Annotated in this window: 11 protein-coding genes; 6 read left to right on the top strand and 5 right to left on the bottom strand. The window is 65.6% G+C overall.

Annotated features, from left to right (window positions below):
• The first annotated feature begins 293 nt into the window (after window positions 1-293).
• The 5 genes from SPR02S_RS51150 to SPR02S_RS63715 all read left to right on the top strand — a co-directional run bounded on the left by SPR02S_RS51150 (window position 294) and on the right by SPR02S_RS63715 (window position 6,177).
• On the top strand, window positions 294-965 hold the full coding sequence (locus SPR02S_RS51150) for a thioredoxin-like domain-containing protein (protein WP_019064819.1): 672 nt from the start codon (window positions 294-296) through the stop codon (window positions 963-965).
• On the top strand, window positions 962-1,591 hold the full coding sequence (locus SPR02S_RS51145; protein ID WP_026151658.1) for a DUF305 domain-containing protein: 630 nt from the start codon (window positions 962-964) through the stop codon (window positions 1,589-1,591). Before SPR02S_RS51150 ends, SPR02S_RS51145 begins: the two co-directional genes overlap by 4 nt.
• Before the next feature lie 264 nt (window positions 1,592-1,855).
• On the top strand, window positions 1,856-3,769 hold the full coding sequence (locus tag SPR02S_RS51140; protein ID WP_019064817.1) for a S53 family peptidase: 1,914 nt from the start codon (window positions 1,856-1,858) through the stop codon (window positions 3,767-3,769).
• Between the two features lie 111 nt (window positions 3,770-3,880).
• A complete protein-coding gene (locus SPR02S_RS51135; protein WP_174447618.1) occupies window positions 3,881-5,917 on the top strand; it encodes an NAD(+) synthase in 2,037 nt (678 codons plus the stop codon).
• Window positions 5,918-5,946: 29 nt separating this feature from the next.
• A complete protein-coding gene (locus tag SPR02S_RS63715; protein ID WP_158698017.1) occupies window positions 5,947-6,177 on the top strand; it encodes a hypothetical protein in 231 nt (76 codons plus the stop codon).
• A 159-nt stretch (window positions 6,178-6,336) separates the two neighbouring features.
• Here SPR02S_RS63715 and SPR02S_RS51125 read toward each other — a convergent pair whose 3' ends face one another.
• The 3 genes from SPR02S_RS51125 to SPR02S_RS51115 form a co-directional block, all read right to left on the bottom strand.
• Complete coding sequence (locus SPR02S_RS51125) at window positions 6,337-7,173, bottom strand: protein kinase domain-containing protein (RefSeq protein WP_019064814.1); 837 nt, start codon at window positions 7,171-7,173, stop codon at window positions 6,337-6,339.
• 71 nt (window positions 7,174-7,244) lie between these two features.
• Window positions 7,245-7,688 (bottom strand): glycine-rich domain-containing protein, encoded by a 444-nt coding sequence (locus SPR02S_RS51120; protein ID WP_019064813.1) that lies wholly within the window; start codon window positions 7,686-7,688, stop codon window positions 7,245-7,247.
• 194 nt (window positions 7,689-7,882) lie between these two features.
• Window positions 7,883-8,125, bottom strand: coding sequence for a hypothetical protein (locus tag SPR02S_RS51115; RefSeq protein ID WP_019064812.1), 243 nt, complete (start codon window positions 8,123-8,125; stop codon window positions 7,883-7,885).
• Between the two features lie 113 nt (window positions 8,126-8,238).
• Here SPR02S_RS51115 and SPR02S_RS51110 point away from each other — a divergent pair, with 113 nt between their 5' ends.
• Window positions 8,239-9,579 (top strand): NsdA family TPR-like regulatory protein, encoded by a 1,341-nt coding sequence (locus SPR02S_RS51110; protein ID WP_019064811.1) that lies wholly within the window; start codon window positions 8,239-8,241, stop codon window positions 9,577-9,579.
• Here SPR02S_RS51110 and SPR02S_RS51105 read toward each other — a convergent pair.
• Entirely contained in the window at window positions 9,557-10,090 is a 534-nt protein-coding gene (locus SPR02S_RS51105) for an NUDIX hydrolase (RefSeq protein ID WP_019064810.1), read from the bottom strand. The genes SPR02S_RS51110 and SPR02S_RS51105 overlap by 23 nt on opposite strands.
• A gap of 252 nt (window positions 10,091-10,342) precedes the next feature.
• On the bottom strand, window positions 10,343-11,761 hold the full coding sequence (locus SPR02S_RS63710; RefSeq protein WP_158698016.1) for an ApeA N-terminal domain 1-containing protein: 1,419 nt from the start codon (window positions 11,759-11,761) through the stop codon (window positions 10,343-10,345).
• Between the last annotated feature and the right edge of the window lie 446 nt (window positions 11,762-12,207).

The following is a 12,207-nucleotide window of genomic DNA, read 5'->3' as shown; positions in this document are numbered from 1 at the left end:
AGCATCCCACCACAACACCATTTCGTGCGCGTTGCCGACCTTGATCGGCAGGCCGTCCTCGGGCTGAACGGCTCGCGTACGGCGGGTGTCCTGCGCTGTTGCCCCTCTGGTGACCATATTGCCTGCTCGGACTGACATTCGTAATGCCTGGTCCGGGGGTGACCCTGGTGTTCCCCTGACTTTGCTGTGGGCGGCCTACGAGAACGTGTTCCTCCCCACTACGATCAGTAGGTCCCGACCGTCCCGTCCCCTCCCTCAAGTCCCGTCCCTTCCCCCAAAAGGACACACATCGCATGGGTTCCGCCAAGAACACCGGTACCGCGGCGCGCAAGGCCCGCATCGAGGAGATGCGGCGCGCCGAGCAGTCCCGCGAGCGACGCACCCGGATCGTGAAGATCGCGGCGAGCGCGGTGGTCGTCGCCGGTCTCGTCGTCGGCGGGGTCGCGGTCGTGCACGCGCAGTCCGGCAAGAAGGACGGTTCGGCGAGCGACTCGAAGAACTCCGCTTCGGGGCACTTCGTCGCGGGCTCGGACGGCGTGAACACGTGGAAGGGCACGCTGGGCCGCACCCACGTCACCAGCACGGTGAACTACCCGATGCACCCGCCGGTCGGCGGCAACCACAACCCGGTCTGGCTGAACTGCAACGGCGACGTCTACACCAAGTCCGTCAAGGACGAGAACGCGGTGCACGCGCTGGAGCACGGCGCGGTCTGGGTGACGTACAACAAGAAGGCCTCGGCGGCCGACGTGAAGGCGCTCGCGACGAAGGTGAAGTCGACGCCGTACTCGCTGATGAGCCCGTACGACAGCCAGAAGGACCCGATCATGCTGTCGGCGTGGGGGCACCAGCGGACCGTGAAGAGCGCGAGCGACCCGGCCGTGAACTCGTTCTTCGAGAAGTTCGTGCAGGGCAGTCAGACACCGGAGCCGGGCGCCGCGTGCACGGGCGGGCTGTCGCAGTGAGGTCCGCGGCTCTGATCGCGGGGGCCGCGGCGACGGCGCTCGTCGCGGCCGGCGCGATCACGTACGCGGTCGCCGAGGACGGTGGCGGGTCGAGCAACTCCCCTGCTCCTACGGCCGATTCGGCGGACGCGGGCTTCGCGCGGGACATGGCGGTCCATCACCAGCAGGCCGTCGAGATGTCGTACATCGTGCGGGACCGTACGAAGAACGTCGAGGTGCGGCGCCTTGCATACGACATCGCGCAGACGCAGGCCAATCAACGGGGCATGCTGCTGGGCTGGTTGGACCTGTGGGGGCTGCCGAAGGTGTCCGCGGACCCGCCGATGACCTGGATGGGCATGGGTGACATGGCGTCCGGCAAGGACGGCGCGCTGATGCCGGGGATGGCGACCAACACCGAGCTGAAGAAGCTGAACACGCTGAGCGGCAAGCCCGCCGAGGTGCTCTTCCTGCAGCTCATGACGGACCACCACAAGGGCGGTATCCACATGGCCGAGGGGTGCGTGGAGAAGTGCCGGGTGGGGGTGGAGAAGCGGCTGGCGCAGGGGATGGTGGACGCGCAGCAGTCGGAGATCCAGTTGATGGCCGACATGCTCAAGGCGCGTGGCGCAAAAGCGCGTTCGTAAAGCATCCCCGGTCGTTCGTTACACGGCCGTAAGGAAAAAAGCCCCCAATTCGCCCTGGGTGACGGTTCCTTGGGCTTCTCTTGACTTTTGCGTTCCCCTGGCATGAACGGTTCATCGAAAGAGTGGCCCCACGTGTGATCCATCCCGGACCCTCCCGCCGCGGGTTCCGCACGGATCGACGACGACCAACCACTCCATGCGTCGAACCGCATAGCAGGGGGTTTTATGAGATCCAATCGCGCCACCAGGCGCGCCGGCGTGAGCATGGCAGCGACACTGCCCATGATCGCCGGGGCGCTGGCGCTCGGCATACCCGCGGCGCACGCCGCGGACAGCCCGGGCCGGGACACGCTCGCGGGCACCAAGCCCGCGTGGGCGACGGCCAAGGCGGACAAGGGAGCGACCTCCGACAGCTCCAAGGTCTCCGCCCGGGTCTACCTCGCCGGCCGGGATGCCTCCGGCCTCGCGGCGTACGCCAAGTCCGTCTCGGACCCGAGTTCGGCCCTGTACGGCAAGTACCTGAGCGCCGCTCAGGTGCAGCAGCGCTTCGGCGCCACGACGGCCCAGGTGACCGCCGTCAAGTCCTGGCTGAAGTCCGCCGGGCTGAAGGTCACCGGCACCACGCAGCACTACGTCACGGTCTCCGGTGACGTGGCCGCGGTCGAGAAGGCGTTCAGCACCTCGCTGCACAACTACTCGAAGGGCGCGAAGACCTACCGCGCCCCGTCGAAGACGGCCTCCGCGCCGGACAGCCTCAACGGTGCCGTCCTGACCGTGACCGGTCTGGACAACGCGCCGCACACGGCGAGCCACGACGACACGCTGCCGGGGCCGGGGGCGGCGTTCAAGAACGCCGGTCCGTTCTCCTCGTACTACGGCTCGAACACGGCGACCACCCTGCCGTCGGCGTACGGCAAGAAGATCCCGTACGCCGTCCAGGGCTACACCGGCAAGCAGCTGCGTGCGGCCTACGGTGCGGGCAAGTACACGGGCAAGGGCGTGCGCGTCGCCATCACCGACGCCTACGCCTCGCCGACGATCGCCTTCGACGCGGCCACCTACGCGAAGAACCACGGCGACCAGAAGTACTCCACCAGTCAGTTGAAGCAGGTGCTGCCCTCGGACTACACGCAGACCGAGGCCTGTGACGCGTCCGGCTGGTACGGCGAGGAGACCCTCGACGTCGAGGCCGTGCACGCGGTGGCGCCGGACGCGAACATCACGTACGTGGGTGCCGCGTCCTGCTTCGACGACGATCTGCTCGACTCGCTCAGCAAGGTCGTCGACAACCACCTGGCCGACATCGTCTCCAACTCGTGGGGCGACATCGAGGCCAACCAGACCCCGGACCTCGCGGCCGCCTACGACCAGGTGTTCCAGCTGGGCGCGGTCGAGGGCATCGGCTTCTACTTCTCCTCCGGTGACAACGGCGACGAGGTCGCCAACACCGGTACGAAGCAGGTCGACACCCCGGCCAACTCGGCGTGGGTGACGGCGGTCGGCGGAACCTCGCTGGCGGTCGGCAAGGGCGACAAGTACCTGTGGGAGACCGGCTGGGGCACCGAGAAGGCCTCGCTGTCCACGGACGGCAAGAGCTGGACCAGCTTCCCCGGCGCCTTCACCTCGGGCGCGGGCGGCGGCACCAGCAAGACGGTGGCCGAGCCCTTCTACCAGAAGGGTGTCGTCCCGGACGCGCTCGCCAAGGCCAACAGCGCCACCGGCAACCGCGTCGTCCCGGACATCTCGGCGATCGCCGACCCGAACACCGGTTTCAAGGTCGGCCAGACGCAGACCTTCCCCGACGGTTCGGTGCAGTACAGCGAGTACCGGATCGGCGGCACCTCGCTCGCCTCCCCGGTGATCGCGGCGGTCCAGGCCCTGGCCCAGGAGGCGCGCGGCGGCAAGGCGATCGGTTTCGCCAACCCGTCGATCTACTCCAAGTACGGCACGAAGGCCTACCACGACGTGACCGACAACCCGACGGGCTCCGGCCTGGCGGTGGCGCGCGTGGACTTCGCCAACAGCGTCGACGCCACCGACGGCCTGCTGACCTCGGTCCGCAGCCTCGGCAAGGACAGCTCGCTGTCCGCGGTGAAGGGCTACGACGACGTGACCGGCGTGGGCACGCCCGCGAACGGCTACGTCCAGTCGTTCACCCGCTCGCAGGGTCACCACTGACCTCGTAGCGGTAGCAAGTAGTCACCTGTAATGGGGTGGCGTGGGGTGCACCACACCTCACGCCACCCCATTGCGTCGCCCTGACGATTACAGGCGATTACAGTGGACCCCGTGCCTCCACTGAACTTCTGGTCGATCTATCAGCACGGCTTCGCCCGCGTCGCCGCCTGCACGGGCCACACCGTGATCGCGGACCCGCACGCCAACGCCGAGGCCGTCCTGCGCCACGCCCGCCGCTGCTCCGAGGAGGGCGTCGCGGTCGCCGTCTTCGCGGAGCTGGGCCTGTGCGGCTACTCCATCGAGGACCTGCTCCTCCAGGACGCCCTGCTCGACGAGGTGGAGACGGCCCTACGGGACGTGGTGACGGGCTCGGCGGACCTCCTCCCGGTACTGGTCGTCGGCGCCCCGCTGCGACACCGCAACCGGATCTACAACTGCGCGGTGCTGGTGCACCGGGGCCGGATCCTGGGCGTCGTACCGAAGTCGTACCCCCCGAACTACCGGGAGTTCTACGAGCGCCGCCAGATCGCCGACGGCGCGGACGAGCGCGGCGGTTCGATCCAAGTGGGCGGCGAGAACGTGCCGTTCGGGGTGGATCTGCTGTTCGCGGCGCAGGACGTACCGTCCCTGGTCCTGCACGCGGAGATCTGCGAGGACATGTGGGTGCCGGTGCCGCCGAGCGCGGAGGCGGCCCTCGCCGGCGCGACGGTCCTCGTCAACCTCTCCGGCAGCCCGATCACGGTAGGCCGCGCAGAGGACCGCAAACTCCTCTGCCGCTCGGCGTCCGCCCGCTGTCTCGCCGCGTACGTCTACGCGGCGGCCGGCCTCGGCGAGTCGACCACGGACCTGTCGTGGGACGGCCAGGCCATGGTCTACGAGAACGGCGCACTGCTGGCCGAGACGGAACGCTTCCCGCTGGGCGACGAGTACGCGGTGGCCGACGTGGACCTGGACCTGTTGCGGCAGGAGCGCCAGCGGATGGGCACGTTCGACGACAACCGCCGTACCCACCGGGCGAGGACGGCCGACTTCCGCACGGTTTCCTTCGAACTCGCCCCGCCGCTCACGGACTTGGGACTGCGCCGGAGTCTGGAGCGCTTCCCCTTCGTACCGGCCGACGCGGAGCGCCTCGCGCAGGACTGCTACGAGGCGTACAACATCCAGGTCGAGGGGTTGCAACAACGCCTCGCCGCGATCGGCGGCCCGAAGGTCGTCATCGGAGTCTCCGGCGGCCTCGACTCCACACACGCGCTGATCGTCGCCGCGCGCGCGATGGACCGCGCGGGGCGCCCGCGCAGCGACATCCTGGCGTGGACGCTGCCCGGTTTCGCGACCAGCGACCACACGAAGGACAACGCCCACGCGCTGATGCGGGCGATCGGCGTCACGGCGGCCGAGCTGGACATCACGCCGACGGCACGCCTGATGCTGAAGGAGATGGACCACCCCTTCGCCTCCGGCGAGCCGGTGTACGACATCACCTTCGAGAACGTCCAGGCGGGCCTGCGCACGGACTACTTGTTCCGCCTCGCCAACCAGCGCAACGGCATCGTGCTCGGCACCGGCGACCTCTCGGAGCTGGCGCTCGGCTGGTCGACGTACGGCGTGGGTGACCAGATGAGCCACTACAACGTCAACTCCGGCGTCCCGAAGACCCTGATCCAGCACCTGATCCGCTGGGTCGTCAGCAGCGACCAGTTCGACGAGGAGACCGGCAAGATCCTCACCGCGATCCTCGACACGGAGATCAGTCCGGAGCTGGTACCGGGCGAGGAGATGCAGTCGACGGAGTCGAAGATCGGGCCGTACGCGCTGCACGACTTCACGCTGTTCCATGTGCTGCGGTACGGGTTCCGGCCGTCGAAGATCGCGTTCTTGGCGTGGCATGCGTGGCACGACGTGGAGGGCGGGGCCTGGCCTCCCGGCTTCCCGGAAGCCAAGCGGGTCGCGTACGACCTGCCCGAGATCCGGTCGTGGCTGGAGGTGTTCTGTCGGCGGTTCTTCGGGTTCGCACAGTTCAAGCGGTCGGCCATGCCCAATGGGCCGAAGGTTTCGGCGGGGGGGTCGTTGTCGCCTCGGGGGGACTGGCGGGCGCCTTCGGATGGGTCGGCGGCGGTTTGGCTGCGGGATTTGGGGCGATTCGACTAGTGGGCGAAGCCGTGGTTCAGGGAGACGCAGTGGTCAGAGCCCTGCTGACGGCGGTGGCGACCTTGGAGGATCTCGTCGAGGTGGGGCATGACTCGCATGCGGCGTTGAGCACCCTGGAAGACGTCGCCCATGAGCTCGGCGGGATGAATTCGGGTGAGCGTCGGCGGTTCAGCGAGGTGCTGGAGCGCATCGCCGCGGAAGAACCGGGTCGGGCCGCTTGGGTCCGGGGCGTTCCTCATGCACTGGGCCTTGATCGTTGAGGCATGGGGCTGAAGGTCACGCGGCTTCAGGGACGGGGAACGTGCCATCCCGTACGGCCCGGTGAGGTGGGCAAGGGACCGAGGTCCGAGAGGGGAGAGCCCCTTCATCGGAAGGAGCTCTCGCTCATGTCTGTCGGGCTATGTCGCCGCGCTTCGGATTCAGTTCAGGGCTTTGCCCACCTCGTAGATGGTGGGTCGGTCCTCTGGTGCAGGGCTGAGCATCGCGTCGACCAGTTCGCCTAGTTCACCACGTACCTTCACCGGCCGTCGCCGACCATTCGCCACGGCTTCTCTCTGCACCGTGCGGGGAGCGTCGTCCGGGTACGCCATGGCCCGCCAGCCGGTGGCGGAGATGAGCAGGGAGGCGCCGAGCGCGTAGATGTCGGCCTCCTCGGTCGGCTCGGCTTCTCCGGTGGAGAGCACGCTGCGGGCGATCTCCGGTGCCTCGTAGTGGACGAGGCAGCCGCGGAACGGGAAGTCGTACCCCTTGGGCACGTCTCCGCCTCGGGCAAGAGCGAGGTCGATGAGGTGGGTTTGCTCCGGTCCGACGATGAAGTGGGCGGGCTGCACATCACCGTGTACCCAGCCCTTGGCGTGGAGTTCGGCCAACGCCTGGACGCAACTCGCCGCCACGGTGGTACTCGGTGCGATGGACGAGCCAGGTCGTCGGCACGGCTCCCACAGTTGGTACAGATCCGGCCCTTCGCGCCACGGCTGGAAGTTCCAAGTCCCTTGCTCCCACTCGCCGTACGCGAAGTCGACGGCGCCGAGGCGATGCAGCACGGCCCCCTCGCGCGCGGGTGCGAGGGCGGTCCAGGGCTGGGCGGGCCAGTCGGCGGTGGCCTCGATCGGATAGCCGACCTTCACGGCGTAGTGGCCCCGATGGCTCTGAACCTCCCAGACCATGGAGCCCCGGCGGTTGAGTACGAGGCGCTGGGCCGAGGGCATGAGCGCGTCGAGCACCACGATCGGCAGTTCAGGGGGTGACGCGGACAACGTCTGTTCTCCTTCCAGGCGAACGGCCGACACCACGAGTGAGGTCGGCCGCGTCGCTGATGTGGTGGGTGCTACGCCTGACCGTACGGTCGGCCGCAGTCCGAGTCGCACTGCGCGAGGTTCCTGCCGCCTACGATCCACAGGTCGTCGAAGACCATGAACCCGGCCGCCTTCATGGCGCGTGCCGAGGTGACTACCTTCTCCGGGTCGCGGCCTCCGCCGCCCGGCTTCGGGTTGTGGTGCAGGAAGCGGCCCGCGTACCGCTCGCACAGCTTCGCGTACTCCCTCGTGTGCAGGATGAGCGCGTGCAGGCCGAGGTCGACGTCGTCCGACGGGACCATGGGGACGGTGGCCGTGGCTGCGGTGACCAGGAAGGCGACCGCCTGGTCCGCGATCCGTTCGGCGCGCTGGGGCGACTGTCCGTTGTGGACGACCACGAAGTGGGCGAGGCTCTCGAACAGCTCCTCACCAGCCACCGCGCGACCGGTCTTCCGATCGTTCGCCGTTGTCGTCATGCGAGTACTCCTTGTGTGTGACGGTGCGTGGGTTGGATGGCCGGCCCCGAACGGGCAAGGCGGAGGCGGGAGTTGGAGTCCATTCGGGAGCGGCCGGTCTACTGGTCCTTGGCGAGAGTCGTGCCGATCACCAGGCCGCACGAGCCGCTGATCGCGATGGTGAACAGGGCTCCTGCTTATCGGCTGATCGCGCATCACAGCCCATCCCGGCTGTTGGCGTTCTTGATGGCCAGGCGTGCGCTGAGTTCCTCTCGTGGACTGAGCGCCACCACGTTGTCCGGCATGGCATCCCATTCGGTGCCGCCGCCGATGGGCCTTATCTGCACTCGGCCGCCGACCTCACCCATGACGATGCCGATCCGGTCGCGGGCGCTGTCCTTCGCCAGTTCACCGATGCCTGGTCTGGTCTGCTGGTTGCTCGCCATGTGAAGGAGCATCGCGATCGGGGGACCCGTGCCAAAAGGTCAGGCTGATTACCCAACTTGGGTAATATTGCGGTAAGTAGATAATCAGCGACGTTGCGTAGCCCTCGCAGTGTGGGAGCTTGCCAATGCCCGACGCAGACCGGCCGCAGGAACTTCCTGCCAGGCTGCTCACCGATCCCGAGATGATCAGCGCCTGTCGGTCACGGGACTTCGCCAAGGTCTTCCGACTGGTGAAGACGAAGGCAGGCATCTACCCGTCGATGATCGCCAGGCGCTGCGAGCTGACGCCCAGCCGTGTCGGCGAAGTGATCGCAGGGCAACGCCAGTTGCAGCACATGGACGTCGTCGAGCGCATCGCGGACGGCTTGCGCATCCCGGGGCACATGCTGGGGCTTGCACGTCGCGATTGGGAGACGCCTCAAGCCCTCGTGGTCACGGAGCGAGAGCCCCCCCAAGCACCGGAGCCCGAGCAGCAGACCCCCGCGTCTCTACCTGGCCCTGATGTGGACAGCATCTTGGCGCTGGCTACGCGAACGAGCTTGAGCGCGGCCACACTTGAAGCTTTTCGCTCGTCCATCGAGGACTACTGGCGACGGGACGATCAGCACGGAGGCCAGGCTCTGAGGCCAGCCATCGTCGGCCAACTCCGCCATGTGGTGGGACTCTTGAAGGAGAACCGTCCGCCGTCCATTCAGCAGGGCTTGTACGGAATCGCGGCCGAGCTGGCCCGCCTCACCGGCTGGACCTACTTCGACGCCCGCCAGTACAACCAGGCTCGCGCGTACTTCACCGAGGCACTGCAACTGGCCAAGGAGATTGACGACCGTCAGTTCATGGCCAACGTCCTTGCCTGTATGAGCTTGCAGGGCACCTACCAGGACAAGCCTGCGGACTCTCTGGCCCTCGTGACTGCCGCCCAGGACCAGGCCCGCTCGGCACTCGACACCACTCCACGGGGCCAGTCCATGCTGTCGATGCGTGAAGCCTTCGCTCACGCCATGCTCGGCAACCGGGACTCCACTCACCGGGCGATCGGGGAAGCGCACCACCATTTCGAGGAGATCCGGCCGAGCAACCCGGACCCGTCATGGGTGACGTACTTCGACGAGACAAAGCTGATCGTGGACACGGGCATCGCTCACGGCCGGCTGGGCGAGGCCGCGACCGCGGAACCCCTGATCGCGGACGCATTGCGGCGCGAGGCCCACACCAACCAACGCGGCCGGGCGTTTCACTCGTTCTGGCTGGCTCGCACGCAACTGGACCAGGGCAAGCTTGAGCAGGCGTGCCACACCGCAACACAAGCACTGGAGCCAGCGTCGGCAGTGGGCTCCGAGAGAGTCTCGGGCCATCTCAGGGAGTTCTACGACCAGTTGGCCCCACACAGGCAGGAGCCCGTAGCCCTGGCCTTCGAGGCACGGCTACGGGCGCTTCTCCCACCGGTCAGCGGATCGCTTCGTCCATGAGCAGGTAGAGCAGGCCGACGAGCGAGCCGCTGCTCACGACCTCGCGACGGTCGATCATGCCGCGCACCTCCGAGAGGGGGATCCACTCGATGCGGTCGGACTCGTTCTTCTCAGTGGGCGGTCCAGCGTAAGTCGCACCGTCCGCACGGAAGACGTGGTGCTGCGAGTCGGTGATGCCATTGGCCGGCTCGGCGTAGATCAGGGGCTTGATGGCTCCAGGGCGCCAGCCGGTCTCTTCCAGGACTTCGCGGGCCGCCGCCTCCTCCGGAGTCTCGTTCTCCTCGACCAGGCCCATGGGCAACTCCCAGGCCCACGAGTCCGTGATGAAACGGTGCCGCCACATCATCAGGACCTCTTGGCGGTCGTTGACCACGGCGGCCACGGCCAGGTGCCGCAGGCGAACGACGTGGTACTCCCACCTGCGCCCGTCAGGCTGCTGGACGTCGACCAAACACAGATTCACCCACTTGTTCGTGTAGATCTGCCGCTCACCATGCGTCTTCCACTCCATACCTGCGACCCCTCTCGATCGGTCTCCAGGATCTCAGACCGATCCCTTCAAAGAGGCGAGTTCACCAGATTAGCGTCAGGTTGACGAGATACTGGTCACGTGGGGCACCGTGAGGCTGACGGCGTGATTTAGCTGCCAGGTGGGTTGCGAGCACGGTTGCCCAGCCAATACGGCACCGCGTTGACACCCGTTGTCCATACGGCTTTGCAGCAGCCGGTCACGAGAGAGAGCCCTACATACCTGCAAAAAAACTTAAGAAAAGTCGCGCCGCACCACTTCAAGAGCGCGTTCCAGTCGGGGCTTATACCAGATTATTGCATATGAATCCGCCTTGGCTCGAAGAATTTCAGATTCGACTCCGCACTCCAGAAGCATGCAGACCCGGACGACTGAAATTACGGACTCGGTGAGGAATGCGAGCTCTGCTCCTCCGAATGACCGTGCGACTTCTCCCATGTGAGTCAATTCGTTACGGACTCGCGAGAGGAGGCCAGCCCATTGCCCTTTGTTTTTGATCAGGCCACGCGTTGCTGGTGCGGAACGCCCGGCAAGCTGACGGAGTCGTTTAACAAGGGGTAGGTCGTTTCCGTAGGAAATCCTTCCGAGCAGCCAAGGGTGATGTTCCTCCGGAGTGCTGTCAATATATGATTGCAGAAGGGCCTTGAACTCCCCGTCATCCATATAGGAGCCACCCTGAGTGATGCGATGGAACGCTTCCGCTGCGAAGGTTACATTCAGAAATCTATTTTCGGCAAACATTTGTTTGGCCCGCCAGACACTCATGAGCGAGTTGAGCGCAGAGTGAAATCGCGGCGCAATGTCAAGCCAATTTGCAACGGTTGAAATTCCGCCGATCTCGTCATAAGTGAGAAGCATGCGGTGTCGCTGGATGGGCTTACGGTCGAGAGGATCGCTATACCTCAAGGGTTGGGCGAAGAATTCGATCTCTTGTTCCGCAGGGCCCTCTTCGCCGGAAAGCATGGTAACTCGAATATCTGGACGGCGTAGCAGTAGCCTGTCAATGCTCGTTGGGGCGCCAGCGCATAGAGTCAAAAAGCTCTCCAGAAGGCCGATGTCCTTCTGGATTTCATCTAGAGTCCGCCTTTCATCGTATGTGATTTTCAGTACAGGCCACTGCTTTAGTGTAACGCTGTGGAATTCATCACTGTTCGTGTTCCATGCAAAACGCAGCGCGATCTCCCCGCGGGAGAACCTGCACACCTCACCATCGAGGGACTTCAGGCGATAGGTAAAATCATATCGCGTTTTCTCGTCCTCATCGCTTGAAGTCGACTCTTGAGTGATGGCGTTGCGGCCAATCCAGTTGTCCAGGTTACTCAGCGAAACGGAAGCTGATTGGAATTCTGGTGAAGGTTCAGATACGTGATGGCCTAGAAGCAGCGCGTTCGCTCGGTAGTTGCTTTCTGGGACTCCCGGAGATCTGTGAAAGGTGCCTCCAGAAAAGCAACGCTCCAGGGTGACTTTGTCTTTCCCAATCCACCCTAGGATACGGATTAGCTCGCCGTTCTCATTCGGGGGAACGGAATTGAAGGTTCCGATGAGGGAGAGCGTGATTCCGTCTTCTTCTGGATCGAATAGGAGGCGGCCCTGCAACTCGTCATCCTCGTGGTCTTCTACCCAGAAGACGCCCAACTCGTCGATCTTCCTCATGGCTGCCCCAGACTGTTGCCGCGTCTCTGTGTTCCTCATCTGCGAAATTTGATGTTAGGCGCGCGGAGGTGACCCGCGCAGTTAGTTTTTGCGTTCGAGTAGGTCCCACGAGTGACGGTAACGGCGGTACACAGAAACCGTTGTTCGCGATGGCCAGATATCACTCTGGGACAAGGCCGAGCCCCTGGCCAACAGGCTGCCCGATCCTTGGGACCAGAGGAGGCTGCCGGTACCACACGCTCTCACTGTTAGGAGGCCATGGTGGGGGCACGGCGCAACATGCTGGTGGAGCCCTCTCCGTTCTGGGGGCGCTGACGCGGCCCTGGGCTTCCACTCGCACTGTGGTGCGTGGGCCACTACGGGCCGGAGTAGATGCTGTTGGCTGTGGAGCAGAGCCAGTGGACCGCGTGTGGACCACGGCCCCCGAGTAAGGGGCCCGAGCCCGG

This window comes from Streptomyces prunicolor NBRC 13075 (genome assembly GCF_000367365.1).
GTDB lineage: Bacteria > Actinomycetota > Actinomycetes > Streptomycetales > Streptomycetaceae > Streptomyces > Streptomyces prunicolor.
This window is presented reverse-complemented; position numbering and strand designations above follow the sequence as displayed.

What these genes read in the sequence shown, in the direction of transcription:
- SPR02S_RS51150 (WP_019064819.1), top strand. Translation starts at nt 294, where the DNA reads ATGGGTTCCGCCAAGAACACCGGTACCGCGGCGCGCAAGGCCCGCATC.
- SPR02S_RS51140 (WP_019064817.1), top strand. Translation starts at nt 1,856, where the DNA reads ATGGCAGCGACACTGCCCATGATCGCCGGGGCGCTGGCGCTCGGCATA.
- SPR02S_RS51120 (WP_019064813.1), bottom strand. Translation starts at nt 7,688, where the DNA reads ATGACGACAACGGCGAACGATCGGAAGACCGGTCGCGCGGTGGCTGGT.
- SPR02S_RS51115 (WP_019064812.1), bottom strand. Translation starts at nt 8,125, where the DNA reads ATGCTCCTTCACATGGCGAGCAACCAGCAGACCAGACCAGGCATCGGT.
- SPR02S_RS51110 (WP_019064811.1), top strand. Translation starts at nt 8,239, where the DNA reads ATGCCCGACGCAGACCGGCCGCAGGAACTTCCTGCCAGGCTGCTCACC.
- SPR02S_RS51105 (WP_019064810.1), bottom strand. Translation starts at nt 10,090, where the DNA reads ATGGAGTGGAAGACGCATGGTGAGCGGCAGATCTACACGAACAAGTGG.
- SPR02S_RS63710 (WP_158698016.1), bottom strand. Translation starts at nt 11,761, where the DNA reads ATGAGGAAGATCGACGAGTTGGGCGTCTTCTGGGTAGAAGACCACGAG.